Consider the following 19,074-nt stretch of genomic DNA (forward strand, 5'->3'; position numbering starts at 1 on the left):
GAAGCCCGGCTCCAGCGGCTCGATCACGAACCGGGAACGGAACTCGTCGACGACCTCTTCGGTCAACGAGGGACGCTGAGCAATCAGCACGGGGTATTGCCTCCAGTGTTTGGCGCCCGCTTTATGACGCCGTAGACACCATGAAGGGTACGGGTGATGCGCCCTGGAGAGGTCCAACTGCCCGAGACCGCCCGAGACCGCCCGTGTGCCGGCCAGTCGGCCCAGCCGGCATTCCTTCCGTCCAGCCGGGCAGCCGGCGGGGCGAGCCGGCACTACGAGCCGAAGTCATGGACAGGGTTCGGTGCTGTCCGTTGTCCATGCGGGCCAGGGCCCGTCCGGTCAGCGGGGAGTGACACCGGACGGGCCCCGGCGCATTGAGAGGGGGCGCTGCCCCCGGGTGCGGGCTGCCTACACCTCGAGCCAGACCGCGTGGTCCGGTGCCAGCAGTCCGTCTGCGACCGGGCCGCTGGCCAGCGGGATCGTGGTGTGTTCGGGCAGCGGTTGTGCCTCGGTCGAGAGATTGACGACGCAGGCGAAGCCTGGGCCGCGGCGGAATGCGAGGACTCCGGCGGGGGCGTCGAGCCAGGTCATGGTGCCGTCGCCGAGGGCGGAGTTCTCGCTGCGCAGGCGGAGGGCGGTGCGGTACAGCTCCAGCATCGAGGTCTCGTCGCCGGTCTGTGCCTCCACACTGCGCTCACTCCAGTTCGCGGGCTGGGGCAGCCAGGGTTCGGCGGAAGCGCCTTCGGGGCTGAAGCCGAAGGGTGCGGTCTGCCCGGACCAGGGGAGGGGGACGCGGCAGCCGTCGCGACCTCGGTCGGTGTTGCCGGAGCGTTCCCAGATGGGGTCCTGGAGGACGGACTCGGGCAGGTCCTCGACTTGGGGCAGGCCGAGTTCGTCGCCCTGGTAGATGTAGGCGCCGCCGGGAAGGGCGAGCATCAGCAGGGCTGCGGCCCGCGCACGGCGGATGCCGAGGTCCAGGTCGACGGGGCCCTGGGGCTGGTAGCGCTCGTTGGGCACCCACCGTGCGACAGTCTTACGGGCGTAGCGGCTGGTGTGGCGCATGACGTCATGGTTGGACAGCACCCAGGTGGCCGGTGCGCCCACCCCCCTGAGCATGGCGAGAGAGTCGTCGATGACCGCTCGGAGGTCCTTGGCGTCCCAGCCGGCCATGAGGAAGTCGAAGTTGAACGCGGTGTGCAGGCCGCCGGGCCGGACGTAGGCGGCGAGGCGTTCGGGGGTGTCGGCCCAAGTGTCGGACCAGGCTTCGGCGACGAAGGCCCGGTCGCCGTCGAACTCGTCGGCCACCTTGCGCCAGGCCCGGTAGATGTCGTGAACCTCGTCACGGTCCCAGTGCGGGCGGCGCTGCGCCACCAGGGCGTGGTGGGGGACATGGTGCTGAAGGGTCCTTTGAGAAGGGGACTGTTGGGGGAACCCACCGTAAGAAGGGACGGCTACTTGGCCGCGCCCGCGGTGAGTCCGGCGACGATGCGGCGCTGGAAGAGGAGCACCATGATCACCAGAGGGATGGTGACCAGGACGCCCGCGGCCATCTGACTGCCGAACGGGACGTCGAACTGGCTGGCGCCGGAGAACTTGGAGATGGCGACCGGCGCGGTCTGGATGCTGGGCCGGTTGGTCATCGACAGGGCGATTATGAACTCGTTCCAGGCGGCGATGAAGGTGATGATCGCGGTCGTGAAGATGCCCGGTGCGGCGAGCGGAACGATGATCTTGCGGAAGGCCTGGCCACGGGTGCAGCCGTCGATCATCGCGTCCTGTTCCAGTTCGTCGGGCATCTGCCGGAGCGAGGTGCGGCGCAGGCTGGCCGACGTAGCCGAACGGGCGGGGGTCTCCCCGTCCACCGTCTCGCGCACCCTGCGTGGTCTGACATCGGTCTCCCCGCAGGTCCGTGCCCGGGTCGAGGAGGCCGCCCGTGAGCTGAACTTCGCGATCTCGCGGCAGGCGTCGAGCTTGGTCACCGGCAGGACCGGCGTCATGGCGGTGCTCGTGCCCACGCTCGACTCGTGGTTCATGGGGGCGGCGCTGTCCAGCCTGGGCCCGCTGCTGCGTGGCGCCGGCATGGAGATGACCGTCTACGTGGTGCCGGACCTGGCCGAGCGGGCCGAGTTCTTCGAGCGGCTCCCCGCCCGGCGCAACGCGGACGCGCTGCTGGTGTTCTGCTTCGACCTCAACAAGGAGGAGACCGCCCGGCTGGACGACCTCGGCGTGCCGGTCATCTACATCAGCCAGCACGTCGAGGGCCGCCCCAGCGTCTACGTCGACGACGTCGCCGGCGCCTGTAGGGCCACCCGCCACCTGATCAACCTCGGACACCGCCGGATCGCCTTCGCGCACACCGTCAACGCCCGCGGCTTCAGCTTCAGTTCACGCGATCGCCTGCTCGGCTACCGGCAGGCGCTCACCGAAGCGGGCATACCTCTGGACGACGACCTGGTCGTCACCACGCCGCCCCGCGACAAGCGCGGCACCACCCAGGCGGTCGGCAACCTGCTGAGCCTGCGCGAACCGCCCACAGCGATCTTCGCCGAGCAGGACGACCTGGCCGCCTCCGTCATCTCGACCCTGCGTACGGTCCAGATCGAGGTGCCCGAACGGATCTCCGTCCTCGGCTTCGACGACCAGCTGATGGCCGAGTGGCTCGACCTGTCCACGGTGGCGCAGTCCCCCTCGGACATGGGCCGCGTCGCCGCTGAACTAGCGCTGGAGCTCATCAACGACTCGGAGGCGGACCGCGGCCGGCACATCGTCCTGCCCACCCACCTGATCCCACGCGGGACCACAGCCCCGCCGCCCGCCCCTCAGGGCGAACGCGAGGGCAACGGCTGAAGGCCGAGTCATCCGAGATTCGCAGGCAAGGGCTATGCCGAGGGCATCGGGAGCCTTTGTCGGTCGCTGCGGGAGGCACCTGTCGACCTGAGCCTGGCGTTTTCCCCCAAGCCGGCCGACGCGGCATTCCTCCAGCACTAGCGGCGTTCCTCCAGCACCAACAGTCGTGGACGCTGCCGTCGTCGTCCTGGTTGTGTTCGCGGAACAGCGTGGCCAGGGCTGCTCGGGCCCGGTGCCAGCGGCCGACAGCTTGGCTGGTCGTCGGCCACGGCTGGTCACCCTCGCGGTGGGAGCGGTGGGCGGACGTGCTCGTACGCCAACTCCTGCCATGAGCGGGACGCGGGAGCCGGGACCGGACCAAGAGCAGGGCCGGCATGCGATTTCATGGGGAGTTCCCCAATGCGACGCGGCGGAATATCCGGCTATGCAGAAACCAGCCCGATTTCCTCCTCAGCCTCGCCTTCGGGATGGTGGTCATGGACTCCGACGTTTTCACCGCAGACGTGCACGAGCGAGTGCAGGCCGCCCGCCGGCGCCATGACGAAGCGGCCTCCGCGCGCTACAGCGAAGCGCTCCCGCAGCGTGAGGCCGCCGAGCGGCTGACGGGGCAGGGCGTGTCCTTGCCGGACACCGAAATCCAGCTCCAGGCACGCGCGGAGCACCTGATCAGCGGCGGTGCGCTGCCCATGGAGACGGTGATGTCGCTCGCAGCGCAGGAAAAGCCTGGCCGGCGGCTGCTGGAGCGCATCATCGGCGCTTCCAAGGACCTCCAGGCGGTCAACTTCCTCTCGCGCGGGTCGCGTGCCGCCGCGACCGTGGGCCGCGTCTCGGTGCTCGACAGCGGCCGGCTACTGCCGCTGGGAACGGCGTTCCTCGTCTCTCCGGATCTGCTGATGACCAATCACCATGTGCTCCCGGACGGGGACACGGCCGCCATGGCCGTCGTGGAGTTCGCCGCCGAGACCGGAATCGACAACACCCCGGCGCAGCCGACCGTGTACCGGCTGGTCGCGGACTTCGCCCCCGTCACCGACGAGAACCTGGACTTCTCCCTCGTACGCGTCGAGGCCGGGCCGGACGGTCGCCCGCCAGGAGCGCGGTTCGGCTGGAACCGGCTCATCGGGGCGCAGGGAAAACTGGTGATCGGAGAGTCCGTCAACATCGTGGGGCACCCGAGCGGGCGCCTCAAGGAGATCTCCATCCGCCGCAACGAACTGCAGGTACAGCTCGAGGACTTCTTGCAGTACTTGACGGACACCGAACCGGGGAACTCCGGTTCTCCCGTGTTCAACGACCAATGGGAAGTCGTGGCACTGCATCATGCCGGTGTCCCTCGCACGGATGCCCAGGGCAGGTTGCTGCGGCGCGACGGCACCCTCGTACAGCCGGGCGATCCGGACGACGCGGTGGACTGGGCCGCCAACGAAGGTGCCCGGGTCAGTCGCATCGTGGCGCACCTGCGTGCCTCGCTGGGCGGGACCGCGCGGGAGCAGGTGCTCGGCGACCTGGGTCTGCTCCCCGCCATCGCACCTATGGGGCTGTCCGCCACCGAAGCACCGCCCGTGGGAACCACCGCGGCGGCTTCCCCTCGGCGCGGGCTCCGGGGTCGTACAGGAGCGTTCGCGGGGCGCGGCACCCTGCTGTTCCTGCATGGGCGGGGCCAGGAGAAGGCGGACCCGGAGCGGATGCGTCGGTCCTGGACGGCGGGGCTCAACCGGGGGCTCACCCTCGCCGGTCTGCCGACGGTGGATCCGGTCGACGTATGTTTCCCGTTCTACGGCAACCGCATGGCTGGTACTGCGGGCCGCGAGGCGCTGCTCGGTGACGCGTCGGCGCCAGGGGTCGCCTCGGCCGCGCCGCCCGTCGATCCCACGACCCGGGTGCTCTACGAGCGGATGGTCCGGGAGGCCGCGGTCAAGGCCGGTATGCCGGAGGAACTGCTCACGGCGGATGAGGGCTTCAGCCTGCCCGGCGGCGCGTCCGGGGTGCTGCGGCGCTCGTTGGACTGGCTGGCCGCACGCACGGATCTGGATGCCCTTTTCGTGTCGGCCGTTCTGGGGGACGTGGCCCGCTATCTCGACAACCGGGCGGTCCGGCAGGCGGTGCTCGACGCCGTGTGTGAGAGCGTGCCCGACTCGGGCGGGCTGACCATCGTCGCGCACAGTCTGGGAAGTGTCGTGGCCATGGATCTGCTGACGCAGCTGGGCAGTGCGCTCGATGTACGACTCCTCGTCACGGCCGGCAGTCCGCTCGGTCTGGACACCGTGTACGAGCGGCTGCTCGCCCCGCAACTGCGTCGCCCGGAGAGGGTGGGGCGCTGGGACAACGTCTGGTGCCCGGCCGACCCGGTCACCATCGGATGCCCGCTCCGCACCCGGTGGGGTACCGACATCCATGAGTCGGTGGTCACGAACCCCCGCGAACAGGCACACGACATCCACGAGTACCTTGCTCATCCGCACGTCGCCCGGGCCGTGGTGCGGGGGCTGCTCCCGTGACACCGGGCGGGGTGTCACGAGGGCGCTTGTCAGGTCAGCGCACCACGTCGGCGCGTACCAGGTACCGGGCCAGTTCGGAGCGGGACCGCACGCCGAGCTTGCGGTAGACACGGGTCAGATGGGCCTCCACGGTCTTGCGCGAGACGAACAGGGCCGCGGCGGCCTCTCCGTTGCTCAGCCCGTCTCCGATGGCCAGCGCCACTTGCAGTTCCTGGGCGGTGAGCCGGTCGATCTGCGACACCGGTGCGCGTGCGTCGATGGCCCGGTGCCCGGCCGCGGCGAGTTCCACGGCCGCACGGGACCGCCAGGGGGTCGCGCCGAGGCCGGCGAAGGCCAACTGGGAGGCCAGGAGCAGCCCGCGGGCGGCCATGGGCCGCCTGAAGCGGCGTAACAGCTCTCCGCACACCAGCTGGGTGCGCGCGAGCTCGAAGGTCATCTCCTCGCGCGCGTGGACGTGTTCAGCGGTTCTGAGCCAGGCCTGCGCTTCGTCCGCGGACTGGGACAGCATGATCTGGCAGTGCGCGTGGGCGGCCGCCGGCCAGGAGAGTCCCGTGGCCCGGGCCCTGCCCTCGAGCCAGTTGGCGAGCCGGTGCGCGCTGTCCCGGTCTCCGGTACGGATGTGTGCCTCGGCGAGTTCGGTCAGGAACGGCATCAGGTTCGGGTTGCCGAGCCCTATCTCGTTCGCGAGTGACAGGGCCCGGTTCAGGTGCCCGGCGGCCGCATCCGGTTCCCCTCCGGTGAGTGCCGCCGATCCCAGGGCCGCCTGGGCGAAGACCTCCAGTCCGCGCACCTTGCCGCAGTGCCGCCCGTAGGCCGTAATACGGTCCTCGCAGGCCGCGCGGTCGCCGCGCAGCCCGTCGAGCCGCGCCATCAGGAGCAGTGCGTATCCGGTCATCGCCCGGTGCCCGAGTTCCTGAGCCCAGCGCAGGGCCTCGGCGCCCGCGGCCCGGGCCATCGGCCAGTGGCTCCACGACAGTGCCTCGCACCGACCGATCAGGGCGTACGGCAACAGGGCGGGAACCCCTTCCCGCCTGGCTCTGTCGACCACCGCGTCCAGCACCGCCGTCGCCGCCTCCCGCTCGTCCACCCAGGAGAGCGCCTGGCCGATCTGCACGGCCAACTGCTGTTCCTCCAAGGGCCAGTCGCCATGCAGTGCGGCCCGCCCGGCCAGCAGCAGGTCGCGGCCCTCCGGCACGTTCCCGGCGATTGCCTGCGCGCAGCCCTGCATCACGTTGGCGAGGTGCCGGGACGGGATCGTGCCCGATCCCGATCCCGATCCCGGGCCCGCCTCCGCCTCGATGATGTCGGCCAGGCCCGCGGATCGGGCGGCGGTGTCGAGCGCCCACCTGATCCGGCCGTCCATCGTCGCGGGCAGGGTGGCCGCCGCATACAGCGCGCAGGCCCGGGCGCGGTCCACCGGTTCCACCGCCTCGGCCGCGGCGACCAGGGAACGGTGCGCCCTGTCGGGGTCTCCGAGCCAGCCGCAGGCCTGGCCGCGCAGCAACTCGATGTCCGCCGTCAGCCGTTCGTCCTGGCTCCAGCGCAGTGCCTGCTCGCACCAGTCGACGGCATCGTGGGAGGCGCCGCCGTAGAAGGCGTCCCGCGCGGCGTTGAGCAACCGCTCGGCCCTGTCCGCGGCCGACGGCGACAGCTCGGCGGAGCGATGCCAGGCGTGTGCCGCCTCACCGAGTGCGCCGCGGCGACGGGATCGTTCGGCCGCATCCGCCAGTGCCGCGGCCACGCTCTCGTCGGGGCCGGCCGCGGCAGAGGCCAGGTACCAGGTCCGTATCTCGCCGGAGGAGAGATCTGCCAGCGTGCGGTACGCGCGCAGGCGCTGGGCGACCGAGCAGTGCCTGAACACCAGGGGTCTGAGCACCGGATGCCGCAGTTCGTAGCCGTCGTCCAGGGCAAGGATCAGTCCGCTCTCCAAGGCCTCGTCGAGGGTGCCGAGCGACAGCCCGTCCGCGGTCAACGCCCGTTCCAGCACCGTGAGTTCGGGGACGCGGCAGGCAGCGACGTACACGAGTGCCGTACGTGTCTCACGCGACAGCGTCCGCATCCGCCCCCACCAGGCCCGTTCGACCAATGGCCCCGGTGTCTCCCAGGCGGTGTCCGACAGTTCGTCGCCGCGCTTCCTGGCGTCCACGAGCGCTGCCGCGTACTCCACGAGTACCAGCGGGTTTCCCAGGCTCAGCCGGACCAGTTGGGTGGCCGCGGGCTCCGCGGGATCCACTCCGTCCCGCTCCAGGAGCCGCAGGCAGTCGTCCTCCTCCAGCGACGCGATGGTCAGCTGGGGCACGCCCTCCCAGGTGACGTCGTCGTCGGGCCCCGGCCGCGCGGCCATCACCAGGGCCACTCGCTCGGTGGCGAGACGGCGTGCGACGAACTGGAGGGCTTGCCGCGACGAGGGGTCCGACCAGTGCAGGTCATCCACCAGCAGTACGAGCGGCTCGGCCTCACCGGCGGCGGCCAGCAGGCCCAGCGTGCCGGCGCACACGGCGTACGGATTCGGCTCATCGGCCTCCACCAGCGCGAAGCACGTTTCCAGTGCCCTGCGCTGCGTCGACGGCAGCTCGGCGAAGTGCGACCGTAACGGCAGCAACAGGTCGGCGAGCACGGTGTAGGGAAGTACCGCTTCCGACTCGACGCCGCGCGCCCGCAGGACCCTGCTCCTCGCCCGCCGGGCGACGTGGTCGAGCATGGTGCTCTTCCCGATGCCGGGGTCACCCAGCAGCAGCAGCCCGGCCCCCCGGTCGGGCAGCGAGTCGAGCAAACCGTCCAGCAGCGCGCACTCCCGGTCGCGCCCGACCGGCACCTGCACCCCGTTGTCCTCCGCGACCCGCTCTTCGCCGGGAATCCTTCGCAGCGTCGGCTCCATCATGATGCCCCCGTATGCGCGCCACCGCCGCGGCTCTGCGCCGCCCGACCAGAATGCTCCCTCGCGACGGTCGCCGGGAGTCACCGGCAGCGCTTCGTTCCGCAATACGTCATCCGGCTGACCGCCGTGTCCCGCACGGAAGTCGGGGAGTTCCCCGATGCGCCACGGCGTGCGCGGGCGGTCATCTGTCGGAAGGTTGCGCGCTCTGTGTAGGAGGCGACGTTGTGGTTGCTCGAAGCCCGCTGGACGTCGTCGAGCTCAAGGTGACCCTGTCCCCGGAGCAGGCACATGGTGCGGGGATCTGGGCTGCCGCTCCGGGGCAGGGCCTGTCCCGGCGGATCTGGTTCTGCGAGCAGTCCGGAGCGTCCTCCACCCGGCTGCCGCTGCTGGACTCCGGCGTCATCCTGCGCCTGCGTGAGACGCGGGCGCGGCCCGACGAGACCACCGCGCGACTGCGCCCGTGCCGCCGGTCCCGGCTGACCGCCGACTGGTCCACGCCGTGGGACACCGGCGGCGAGCGGCTGGACGTCGCCTCCGACTGGTGCGGCGACAGACGGCGGCTCTCCGTGTCCGTCACGGCCCGCCACCCGACAGGTGCAATTGCCCGCGCCCTGGCCTCAGGTGCTCCGCCGGACCGGCTGTTCGACTCCGCGCAGCGAGGACTTCTCGCCGACTGCGCGGACCGTCCTGTGCCGTTCGGGCATGTGAGGGCCCTCGGCCCGGTGGACGCGTGCTGGTGGCCCGCCCTCATGTGGTCCCACATGACGCTCGCTGTCGAACGCTGGGTGGTCACCGCGGCGTCGGGGGCGCGTCTCGAACTCGTCGAACTCTCCCGCCGCGTCGACCGCCAAGGTGCGGAGATCGCCCAACTCGCCCTGGAAAGCGGTCTGCGTCGACGCGGTGTCGACCCGGCGGACTGCGAGCAGGGGTCCAAGACCAGGCGCGTCCTCGAACTGCTCACCGCGGCGCAGTAGGGAATTCCCGGAAGCAGACAGCGGGTTGAGCGAGTTCTGCCACGGAGGTGCCCTCCGCGACGCGCGCCTGAACCGGGTGTGCGATCAGCTCCGGTAGCCTGATCGGCTCAAAGCCTGGGGGATCTTGTGCGAACCGTGGGGGGGGTCGTGTGCGAACGAAATCGGCTGTAGTGACGGCCGCACTCGGCTGCTTAGTGGTGGGCGCCGCCATGGCCGGCTGCTCGGACGGCGCCACCGCGGAGGAGCCCTCCGCCAAGCAGATGCTCGACGACGCGCCGCGTACGCCTCCGGGGTCAGCGGTACGTAACGGATGCCGCGGTCGGTGGCCCGGGCGATCTCCGCGACCGCGTCGGCGAAGGACATCAGGCGGGTGCCGCTGAGTTCGTAGCACCAGCCGGCGTGCCCGGACTCGATGAGGGCGTTGACCGCCGCCTCGGCGATGTCCTCGGCGTCGATGAACGCCTCCTTGCCGTCCCCGGCCGGCAGCCGCACCTCGCCGCTCACACGGGTCGTACAGGAAGTCCCGCTGACGTTCTGGAAGAACCAGCGCAACCCGCAGGACGGTCCACTCCAGACCCGCGTGCTCCAGCGCTCGTCGGTGGCCAGGACATGGTCCTGGGCAGGGCCCAGGCGTCGTTGGGCGTGGACAGCAGCACCGCGTGCTGGGCTCCGGCGGCCGCGGCCTGGCGCGCCAGGTACATCCCCGTCACGCCCTGCAGCGTCGGCTCCCAGATGCCGCGGTCCGTCCAGTCGAGGACGGCGTACCGGAACGGGACACCGTCAAGCCCGGGCCCTGACCTGCTTGGCCAGGGAGCCGGCGTCGGCCTTGACCACGTACACCTCCCAGGGTTCCTGGCCGGGGCCGTGGACCCAGACCTTGTCCTGGAGGGCGTAGCAGCAGGTGGTGTCGTTCTCCTCGTCGGTGACCAGGCCCGCCTCGCTCAGTCGGGCGGTGGCGGCGTGGACCGCCTCGGTGTTGTCGACCTCGACGCCGAGGTGGTCCATGCGGGTCGCCTCGCCCGCGGTGCCTTCGATGAGGACGAGCTTGAGCGGGGGCTCGACGATGGCGAAGTTGGCGTAGCCGTCGCGGAGTTTGGCGGGCTCGGTGCCGAAGAGCTTCGTGTAGAACGCGACGGATTCGGCGAGGTCGGGTACGCGGAGGGCGAGCTGTACGCGGGACGTCATGGCGAACCTCCTGGGGTGGGTGGGGAGTTCAGCAGCCACCGGACGCGGTGGTGGTCGGTGCGCCGACGCCGATCTGGAGGGTGGTGGGGGCGGCGCAGCAGCCGCCGCCGGACTGTTCGGCGTTCTCCGGCTCGTCGAAGAGGCCCGCGCCGCCGCACACTCCGGTCTCGGGGAGAGTGAGCTCGACACGTTCGGCGGCCTCCTGGTCGCCGGCGATCGCCGCCGCGATGGAGCGGACCTGCTCGTAGCCGGTCATCGCGAGGAACGTGGGGGCACGGCCGTACGACTTCATCCCCACCAGGTAGACGCCCTGGTCCGGGTGGGAGAGCTCCCGCACGCCGTGCGGATAGACCGTGCCGCAGGAGTGGACGTTCGGGTCGATCAGCGGGGCGAGCGCGGTCGGGGCCTGGAGGCGTTCGTCGAGGCCGAGGCGGACCTCGGAGAGGAAGGAGAGGTCCGGGCGGAAGCCGGTCAGGACGATCACCTCGTCGACCGGGTCGAGACGGCGGCCGTCCTCGGCGACAAGGACGAGCCGGTCGTCACGCTCCACGGCCTGCGTACGGAATCCCGTGGCCACGCTCGCGTGGCCGGCCTCGACGGCGGCCTTGGCGCGCAGACCGAGGGCGCCGCGAGCGGGGAGTTCGTCGGCCTCGCCGCCGCCGTACGTGCTCGCGCCGATGCCCCGTCGCAGGATCCACACCGCGTGCGTCCCCTCCTCATCCCCGGCCAGGTCGGCGAGGAGGGCGAGGGCGCTGAAGGCGGAGGCACCGGCGCCGACGACGGCCGTGCGCCTGCCCGCATAACGGGCGCGTACGGCCGGGTCCTTCAGGTCCGGAACACGGTAGGAGATGCGGTCGGCGGACGCCTTCTCGCCGAGGGCGGGCAGGCCGTTCGCGCCGACGGGGCTCGGGACGGTCCAGGTCCCGGAGGCGTCGACGACGGCGCGGGCGGTGAGCCGCTCCTCGGCGCCGTCGGCGAACCTGACGTGCACCGTGTACGGCTGCTCGTCGCGGCCCGCGTCGACGATCCGGTCCCGGCCGGTCCGGGCGACGCCGGTCACCGTGGCGCCGTAGCGGACCTTGTCACCCAGGACGTCGGCAAGGGGCTGGAGGTAGCGCTCGGCCCAATCGCCGCCGGTCGGGTAGACCGAGGCGTCGGGGCGGACCCAGCCGGTCGGGGCGAGCAGCTTCTCGGCCGCCGGGTCGACGAGCTCGCCCCAGGTGGAGAACAGCCGCACGTGCGACCACTCCCGTACGGCACTGCCCGCAGCGGGGCCGGCTTCGAGGACGAGGGGTTCGATGCCGCGCTCGACGAGGTGAGCGGCGGCGGCCAGGCCGATGGGTCCGGCACCGATGACCACGACGGGCAGCCGGTCGGTGCTTAGCGCGTTGCTGGTGGACGCAACCACGGGGTCTCCTTATTTCGATAAGTGTCGATCCATTGCGCTCCCAGCATCGCATCTGATTCGATGGGCGTCAACATAGACATTCATCGAAATCAGGAGCCGGGCGGTCCACTGACAGCCGGTTTTGAAGCTGCGGGTCCGTCGCGGCCGAGCGCACCCCGCGGCGTAGCCGCGAACGCCACAGCACCGCACCCCTTACGGATAGCTCTGGTTCGACGTATGTCAACATAGACGTATGTCAACATAGACGTATGTCGAACATTAAAGCGCTGCCACTGCTGGAACCCGAGGTCGACGCGGGTGTCGTGCCGTGCTGCCCGCCGCTCACCGAGCGGCCGCTGACGGCCGAGGAGGCCGAGCGGACCGCCGCGATGTTCAAGGCGCTCGGTGACCCGGTCCGCCTGCGCCTGTTCTCCCTGGTCGCCTCGCACGCGGGCGGCGAGGCGTGCGTGTGCGACATCATCTCCGACGTCGGCGTCTCCCAGCCGACCGTCTCCCACCACCTGAAGAAACTCAAGGAGGCCGGCCTGCTCTCCTCCGAGCGCCGCGGTACCTGGGTGTACTACCGGGTGGAGCCGTCGGTGATGGCCGCGATGGGGCAGATGCTGACCGCAGCCGCCCCCGCGGCCTGACCCCACCCGACCCGCGTTCTGCGGCTCATTCGGCCGATCGTCCGGGCACGGACCGTCCGGGCATGAAGATGAGGGCCACCAGCGCCAGTCCGACCACGGCGCCGACGACTTGCATGCCGATGAAGCCCACGACCGAGCCGGGCGCGATGCCCGCGAAGGTGTCGGTGAAGGCGCGGCCGACCGTCACCGCCGGGTTGGCGAAGGACGTCGACGAAGTGAACCAGTACGCGGCGCCGATATAGGAGGCGACGGCCACCGGTGCGTACTGCAACCGGTCGGCGCGGGCCAGACCGAAGATCAGCAGGATCAGACCCGCCGTGGCGACGACCTCACCGAGCAGCAGGTGACCGGCCGAACGGTCGTGCGTGGACCACCTCACCAGCGGCTCGCCGAACATCGCGTCCGCCAGGATCGCACCCGCGATCGCGCCGACGATCTGCGCGGGCACGTACACGGCCGCCTCGCGCAAAGTGACACCGGCGCCGCCGCGTCTGGCCGTCCACCACTCCGCCAGCGTGACCACCGGGTTGAAGTGCGCGCCCGAGACCGGGCCGAGCAGGAGGATCAGGATGCCGAGGCCGAAGACGGTGGCCGTGGAGTTGGCCAGCAGTTGCAGGCCGACGTCATCCGTCAGATCCGTGGCCTGGATGCCGGAGCCGACCACCACCGCCACCAGCAGCGCCGTACCCACGAGTTCGGCGGCGGCCCGGGAGACCAAGGGGTTTCGCGGCGGAGTGGCACCCGGTGCGGGCGCGACGGAGCCGGGTTCGGCAGCGGGCATAGCGGCCTGCTCGGTGGGGGCGGCTTCGGCGGGGGTCATGGGCAGGCCCTCTTGTTCTCGGCGGCGGTGCGAGCGGACTCGGCCAGGTCGGCGAACTGACCGGCTAGCCCAGCGACGACGTCGGGCTTGAGCCGGTAGTAGGTGAACCGCCCGCAGGGCTCCGTCTCGACGACCCCGGCCTCGCGCAGCACTCTCAGGTGGTTGGAGAGGTTGGTCTGCCGGGCACCGGTCTCCTCCACGAGGTGAGTGGTGCACAGCATCTCTTTGGCGAGCAGGGTCACGATCTGGAGCCTGAGCGGGTCGGCCAGCACCCGGATCAGGTCAGTGTCGACTGACGTCATCATGGGCTGATACTGTCACATCAGTGGTGGCTGACACCACCGGGTGCTGACGTCATGCGCGCCTGATGTCGAAGTGAGACAAGAGAGACCTGCTGATGTCCGACAAGCCCTCCGTGCTCTTCGTCTGTGTCCACAACGCCGGCCGTTCCCAGATGGCCGCCGCATGGCTGACCCACCTGGCCGGGGACCGTGTCGAGGTCCGCTCCGCGGGCTCCAACCCGGGCACCAACGTCAACCCGGCCGCCGTCGAGGCCATGCGCGAGGTCGGCATCGACATCTCCGCCGAGGTCCCCAAGATGCTCACCGTCGACGCGGTCAAGGAGTCGGACGTCTGCATCACCATGGGCTGCGGCGACACCTGCCCGGTCTTCCCCGGCAAGCGGTACCTGGACTGGGAGCTCGAGGACCCGGCGGGCCAGGGCGTCGAGGCCGTACGGCCCATCCGTGACGAGATCAAGAAGCTGGTCGAGGGGCTGATCGAGGAGATCGCCCCGGAGAAGACGGCCTGAGCAGCGGCAAGACCGGCCAACCGCTTTGTCCGCCCGTCAGGAGTGGGTGACCTATCCCGCGTTCACCGCGCTATTGAGCGCTGGCGCGCACCGGAATTCGGCAGGTGTACCGGGACTGCCGGAACCGTCCGACGCCGTGACCGGGCCGCCCGCACTGTTCGCTTCTATCGTGGAAGCACACTGAACGGTCGGCGCCGAGGCGGGCAGCTCATGAGGGAACCGCAGATCGACTACGCGGCGGTCTTCCAGGCTCTCCCCGGCATGGTGGCGCTGCTCACCCCGGACCTGGTGTACGCCGACGCCAACGACGACTTCCTGCGACTGTCCGGGCGCACCCGTGAGCAGCTGCTGGGCCGCTATATCTTCGACGTCTTTCCCGACAACCCCAACGACCCGGCAGCGACCGGCATGCGTGACGTCAAGGCGTCGATGCTGCGCGCGGTGGCCACCGGCGAGCGCGACACCATGGCGCTGCAACGCTACGACGTCGAGGATCCCCAGCGGCCCGGCCACTGGCAGGAGCGGTACTGGAGCCCGGTCAACGCGCCCGTCCTCGACTCCGACGGGCAGGTGGTGCTGATCGTGCACCGGGTGGAGGAGGTCACCGAACTCATCCGCGCCCGCGGGGGCCCGGGCGACGACAACCGGGCCCGTGTGCTGGAGGCCGAGCTCTACACCCGCGCCCGTGAACTGCAGGAAGTCAACGAACGCCTGCGCCAGGCCCACGCCCGCGAACGCGAGGTCGCGCTGGCCCTGCAGGCGGCGATGCTGCCCGCGCCCAGCCCGCTCCCCCACCACCGGGCGGCCGTGCGCTATCGGCCCGCCATCGGCGCCCTGAACGTGTGCGGCGACTGGTACGACCTGGTCGAGCTGCCCGGCGACAGCCTCGCGGTCGCCGTCGGCGACGTCGTCGGCCACGGCCTCACGGCCGCCTGCGTCATGGGACAGCTGCGCAGCGCGCTGAGCGCGGCCACCCGCGTGACCGACGGACCGGCCGAGGCCCTGAAGGCCCTCGGCCTGTACGCCCGCTTCGTCGAAGGCGCCGAGTCGACCACCGTCGTGACGACCTTCATCGACTGGAACAGCCACACCATCACCTACAGCTGCGCCGGCCACCCTCCGCCCGCCCTGCTCCACCCCGACGGCACCGTGACCTTCCTCGACCAGGCCACCGACCCGCCGCTCGGCGCCCGCCCCGAACCCGTTCCCCGCCCTGAGGCATGTGCGCCCTTCTTCGACGGCGCCACCCTGGCCCTGTACACCGACGGCCTGGTCGAACGCCGGCACGAGGACATCGACGTCGGCCTGGCCCGCCTCGCGGACTCCCTCACCCGCCACCGCCAAGCCGACCCGGAGCCCTTGGCCGACGCCCTCCTGGCGGACCTGCTCCCGTCCACGGGCAGCACCGACGACACGGCCCTGGTCGTCATCCGCCTCTAGAAATCATGGTCTGGAAACCGCCGGGGCTCAGGCCGCGTCGGCTGTGTCGGCAGCCTCCTCCGTGCTCGGCAGCCACATGTCCGGGCCGAAAACCTCGTAGCGGATGTTGCGGGCGGGAATTCCAGCGTGCAGGAGCTGGGTGCGTACGGAGCGCATGAACGGCAGCGGGCCGCACAGATAGACCGTTGCGTCGGCCGGGATGTCGACCCCGGCGAGGTCCATGAGGCCGAAACGGTCACCGGGGGCCGTGTTGCCGGGCCCGGGCTGCTCGTACCAGAAGCGGGTGCTCGCCCGCGGCAGCCGGGCGGCCAGCGACCGCGTCTGAGCGCGCAGTGCGTGCTCGGCCGGGGAGCGGTCGGCGTGCAGGACCAGTACGGGCCGGTCGGAGCCGGTCGCCGCGAGCCGGTCGAGCATGCCCACCATCGGGGTGCAGCCGATGCCCGCGGAGACCAGGACGACCGGGGTGTCGTCCTCGTCGAGCACCACGTCGCCGAACGGCGCGGAGAGGGTGAGTTCGTCGCCGGGCCGTATCCGCCGGTGCAGGAGTGTGGAGACCTCGCCGTCCGGGGAGCCGTCGTCGCCCGCGACCCGCTTGACGGTGATTCGGCGCAGGTCGCCGCCCGGGTCGGAGGACAGGCTGTACTGGCGCAGCTGGCGCACTCCGTCCGGCATGCGCACCCGGACGCTGACGTACTGGCCCGCGCGGGCCCGGGGAGCCGGCTCGCCGTCGGCGGGCCGGAGCAGGAAGGAGGCCACGTCCGCCGTCTCCTCGTGGCGTTCGACGACCGTCCACTGCCGCCAGATTTCTCCCGGCCGTACGCCCGCCTCCTGGTACAGCAACGCCTCACGGGCGATGAGGGCACCGGCCATCAGCCAGTACACCTCGTCCCACGCGGCGGCCACCTCGGGGGTGACCGCGTCGCCCAGCACCTCGGCGATCGCGCCGAACAGGTACTTGTGGACGATCACGTACTGGTCCTCGGTGACCCCGACCGCGGTGTGCTTATGGGCGATCCGCGCCAGCAGCGCGTCCGGCCGGGACTCGGGATCCGCGAGCAGCGCGGTCGCGAAGCCCGCGATGGAACCGGCCAGGGCGCGGCGCTGGGCCCCGCTGGCCTGGTTGCCCCGGTTGAACATGCCGTCGAGCAGTTCGGGCCGGTCGCGGAACATCGCGCCATAGAAGCGGGTGGTGATCTCATCGAGCGACTCGGCCACCACGGGAAGGGTGGCCCGTATGACAGCGGCGGACTCTGCGGACAGCATGAAGCCTCCCAGCAACGGGACAGGGGGAACGAGGGGGTAGCGAAGCTGAGGTGAACTCGGCTGCGGTATCGCGGACTTGGCGTCCGCTGAACCTGTATAGCAAGCGGAGAGGGCCGTTTCGCCGGGTAACGGGGCCCGGCGCCCCAAGCGAGGACCACCGGCCCCAGGGGAGAGGGCCTCCGGCCCAAACGAACGGTCCGGATCAGGGCCGACCGGCCCTGGACGGGTTGCCTCCGGCAGTGAAGCGGGGACGCCCACCGGGAGGGCGAGTTCGGTTCATGGGCGAGTGCGGGGTTCGTCGTGGCCGTGCGTCGTATGCCCGTCGCGTAGGTTCTGTCTCAGGAGACCCGCACCCTGTTACCAGCAAAGGGCCGTACGCCCACCCTGCGACGGGCTGACGCACCGGCCCACGGCCCCGCGCCCGACAACGAACCCAACCGGGAAAGGCGACAGCAAATGGACCCGGCCGCGACCATCACCCTGCGCCAGCTCGTCATGGCGCTGGGCGACTCGCTGCTGGAGGTCCAGGCCGCCCCCGCCGGCCTGGACGTCGAGATCAACGGCGTCGCCCTCCTCGACGCCGAGGATCCCCCCACCGCCCTGCCCGGCGTCCTGGTCCTCGCCATCGGCTCCCGCGGAAGGGCCGCCTTCCCCGCGCTACGGGCCGCCGGCCGCGACGGCGCCACCGCCGTCGTGGTCAAGCTCGACGCCCCCGCCCAGGCCGCGGGCCTCAGCGAGACCGCCACCGAGGCCGGAGTCGCCCTGCTCTCGCTGCGCGGCGACGCCCGCTGGGAGCAGGTCAGCGCACTGGCCCGCGCCGCCCTGGACGACGCCCCGCCGGACGACCCCGGCGCGGGGGCCGAGGAGGGCGACCTGTTCTCGCTCGCCCAGACCACCGCCATCCTGACCAACGGCAACGTCAGCATTGAGGACGCCGCGAACCGCGTACTGGCGTACTCCCGTACCACTGACTCCGACGAGGCCGACGACCTGCGGCGACGTTCCATCCTCGGCTGGCAGGGGCCCGAGGCGTATCTGGCGAAGCTGCGCGAGTGGGGCGTGTTCCAGCACCTGCACTCCAGCGACGAAGTGATCGCCATAGACAGCCACGCCGAGCTGGGCATCCGCCGCCGGCTCGCGGTGGCCATCCGCTCCGGGGACCGGCAGCTGGGCACCATCTGGGTGCAGGAGAGCTCGGCCCCGCTGTCCGAACGCTCACGCCAGGCGCTGCTGGGCGCCGCCCGTGTCGCCGCGCTGCATCTCGTACGCCGCCGCCGGGAACTCTCGGACGACGTGACGTTCACCCGGACCCTGCTCGCCGGACTCCTGGACGGCAGCACCGGACCGCAGCCGCTGGCCACCCACCTGGGTTTCGACCCGGCCCGCCCGGCCGCCGTGCTGGGCTTCTCGTACGGGACGACGGAGGCGTACGAGGACGCGGACACCGTCTCCGCACCGGAGCTCGCCCACACCGAGGTCACCAACCTGGTCTCCGTGCACATCGCCGCCCGGCACCGCAGTTCCCTGGTCACCCAGGTCGACTCCCGCATCTACGTGCTCCTGCCGCAGCTGCCCCGCAGCATCGACACGGACACCCTGCGCGGCTGGGCCCTGGAGATCACCGACGCGGCGCGCCGCCACCTGGGGCTGCCGTTGCGCGGCTCGGTCGGCTGCGTGGTGCCGGGGCTCGGGGCCGTACCCGAGTCGCGCAGGGAGGCCGACCGCATCCTCGACGCCATGGTGAGCGCCGGGGTGTCCGCCGCGGTCGCCGCGCTGCCCGACATCCAGGCGGAAGTGCTGGTCAGCGAGATGCTGACGTTGCTCTCCGCGCACCCCGAGATACGGGATCCACGGCTGACCGCTCTGGTCGCGCACGACAGCCGGCATCAGGGCCGCCTCGCCGAGACCCTCCTGACGTACCTGAACTCCTTCGGTGACGTACGGGCCGCCGCCGCCCAGCTCCATGTGCACCCCAACACGCTGCGCTACCGCCTGCGCCGGGCCGAGGAGCTGACCGGTCTCGATCTCAGCCGCCCTGATCAGCGGCTGCTGGCCATGCTCCAGCTGAGGCTGCCGCCCACCGTCTGAGGCCGACTGCTGCCGAGGGCCTGAGGCTGGTTCCGCATTGGCCGGTCGTACAGCCATCAACGGCGAGTTTGTTCAGCCTTCACAAACCCGTGGCTCCATGACTCTCCATACGCTTGCGCAAATCCATTTCCGCAAGTGATGCGGCCCACCTCCCCCGAGGAGACGGAGCGAATCGCGGACGTGCTGGTGACGACCAACTCACCAGCACGCCATCCGGATACCGCGAACCGCAC

At 71.0% G+C, this 19,074-nt stretch carries 16 protein-coding genes; 7 read left to right on the forward strand and 9 right to left on the reverse strand.

Annotated features, from left to right (window positions below; genetic code table 11):
- Window positions 1-408 precede the first annotated feature (408 nt).
- Window positions 409-1,371, reverse strand: coding sequence for an alpha-amylase family glycosyl hydrolase (locus tag ACFYO0_RS27220; protein WP_388681035.1), 963 nt, complete (start codon window positions 1,369-1,371; stop codon window positions 409-411).
- 80 nt (window positions 1,372-1,451) lie between these two features.
- On the reverse strand, window positions 1,452-1,796 hold the full coding sequence (locus ACFYO0_RS27225) for a carbohydrate ABC transporter permease (RefSeq protein WP_388681038.1): 345 nt from the start codon (window positions 1,794-1,796) through the stop codon (window positions 1,452-1,454).
- 13 nt (window positions 1,797-1,809) lie between these two features.
- Between ACFYO0_RS27225 and ACFYO0_RS27230 the strand changes: the two genes are divergently transcribed.
- Complete coding sequence (locus ACFYO0_RS27230) at window positions 1,810-2,847, forward strand: LacI family DNA-binding transcriptional regulator (protein ID WP_388681041.1); 1,038 nt, start codon at window positions 1,810-1,812, stop codon at window positions 2,845-2,847.
- Window positions 2,848-3,323: 476 nt separating this feature from the next.
- Complete coding sequence (locus ACFYO0_RS27235; protein ID WP_388681044.1) at window positions 3,324-5,345, forward strand: trypsin-like serine peptidase; 2,022 nt, start codon at window positions 3,324-3,326, stop codon at window positions 5,343-5,345.
- A 34-nt stretch (window positions 5,346-5,379) separates the two neighbouring features.
- Here the strand turns inward: ACFYO0_RS27235 and ACFYO0_RS27240 are convergent, their stop codons facing one another.
- Window positions 5,380-8,226, reverse strand: a complete 2,847-nt coding sequence (locus ACFYO0_RS27240; RefSeq protein WP_388681046.1) for an AAA family ATPase — start codon at window positions 8,224-8,226, stop codon at window positions 5,380-5,382.
- Between the two features lie 221 nt (window positions 8,227-8,447).
- Between ACFYO0_RS27240 and ACFYO0_RS27245 the strand changes: the two genes are divergently transcribed.
- Complete coding sequence (locus ACFYO0_RS27245) at window positions 8,448-9,197, forward strand: hypothetical protein (protein WP_388681049.1); 750 nt, start codon at window positions 8,448-8,450, stop codon at window positions 9,195-9,197.
- A gap of 84 nt (window positions 9,198-9,281) precedes the next feature.
- On the opposite strand, the gene ACFYO0_RS27250 is transcribed toward ACFYO0_RS27245, so the two are convergent.
- The 3 genes from ACFYO0_RS27250 to ACFYO0_RS27260 form a co-directional block, all read right to left on the reverse strand.
- A complete protein-coding gene (locus tag ACFYO0_RS27250; protein WP_388681052.1) occupies window positions 9,282-9,701 on the reverse strand; it encodes a hypothetical protein in 420 nt (139 codons plus the stop codon).
- Window positions 9,702-9,977: 276 nt separating this feature from the next.
- Complete coding sequence (locus ACFYO0_RS27255) at window positions 9,978-10,382, reverse strand: ArsI/CadI family heavy metal resistance metalloenzyme (RefSeq protein WP_388681055.1); 405 nt, start codon at window positions 10,380-10,382, stop codon at window positions 9,978-9,980.
- A 28-nt stretch (window positions 10,383-10,410) separates the two neighbouring features.
- Window positions 10,411-11,790 (reverse strand): NAD(P)-binding domain-containing protein, encoded by a 1,380-nt coding sequence (locus tag ACFYO0_RS27260; protein WP_388681057.1) that lies wholly within the window; start codon window positions 11,788-11,790, stop codon window positions 10,411-10,413.
- A gap of 248 nt (window positions 11,791-12,038) precedes the next feature.
- On the opposite strand from ACFYO0_RS27260, the gene ACFYO0_RS27265 reads away from it, so the two are divergent.
- Entirely contained in the window at window positions 12,039-12,419 is a 381-nt protein-coding gene (locus ACFYO0_RS27265; protein ID WP_388681060.1) for an ArsR/SmtB family transcription factor, read from the forward strand.
- A gap of 25 nt (window positions 12,420-12,444) precedes the next feature.
- Here the strand turns inward: ACFYO0_RS27265 and ACFYO0_RS27270 are convergent, their stop codons facing one another.
- Window positions 12,445-13,239: an aquaporin gene (locus ACFYO0_RS27270; RefSeq protein ID WP_388681063.1), complete on the reverse strand. Its 795-nt coding sequence runs from the start codon at window positions 13,237-13,239 to the stop codon at window positions 12,445-12,447.
- Window positions 13,236-13,544, reverse strand: a complete 309-nt coding sequence (locus ACFYO0_RS27275; RefSeq protein ID WP_388681066.1) for an ArsR/SmtB family transcription factor — start codon at window positions 13,542-13,544, stop codon at window positions 13,236-13,238. Before ACFYO0_RS27275 ends, ACFYO0_RS27270 begins: the two co-directional genes overlap by 4 nt.
- 92 nt (window positions 13,545-13,636) lie before the next feature.
- On the opposite strand from ACFYO0_RS27275, the gene ACFYO0_RS27280 reads away from it, so the two are divergent.
- Together ACFYO0_RS27280 and ACFYO0_RS27285 are read left to right on the forward strand one after the other, a co-directional pair.
- Window positions 13,637-14,050 (forward strand): arsenate reductase ArsC, encoded by a 414-nt coding sequence (locus ACFYO0_RS27280; protein ID WP_388681068.1) that lies wholly within the window; start codon window positions 13,637-13,639, stop codon window positions 14,048-14,050.
- Window positions 14,051-14,260: 210 nt separating this feature from the next.
- On the forward strand, window positions 14,261-15,490 hold the full coding sequence (locus ACFYO0_RS27285; protein WP_388681071.1) for a PP2C family protein-serine/threonine phosphatase: 1,230 nt from the start codon (window positions 14,261-14,263) through the stop codon (window positions 15,488-15,490).
- A gap of 27 nt (window positions 15,491-15,517) precedes the next feature.
- Here the strand turns inward: ACFYO0_RS27285 and ACFYO0_RS27290 are convergent, their stop codons facing one another.
- Window positions 15,518-16,753: a globin domain-containing protein gene (locus ACFYO0_RS27290; RefSeq protein WP_388681074.1), complete on the reverse strand. Its 1,236-nt coding sequence runs from the start codon at window positions 16,751-16,753 to the stop codon at window positions 15,518-15,520.
- Window positions 16,754-17,209: 456 nt separating this feature from the next.
- Here ACFYO0_RS27290 and ACFYO0_RS27295 point away from each other — a divergent pair, with 456 nt between their 5' ends.
- Complete coding sequence (locus tag ACFYO0_RS27295; RefSeq protein ID WP_388681077.1) at window positions 17,210-18,841, forward strand: PucR family transcriptional regulator; 1,632 nt, start codon at window positions 17,210-17,212, stop codon at window positions 18,839-18,841.
- Window positions 18,842-19,074 lie beyond the last annotated feature (233 nt).

The organism is Streptomyces sp. NPDC006365, from assembly GCF_042870755.1.
In the GTDB taxonomy this organism is placed as follows: domain Bacteria; phylum Actinomycetota; class Actinomycetes; order Streptomycetales; family Streptomycetaceae; genus Streptomyces; species Streptomyces xiangluensis.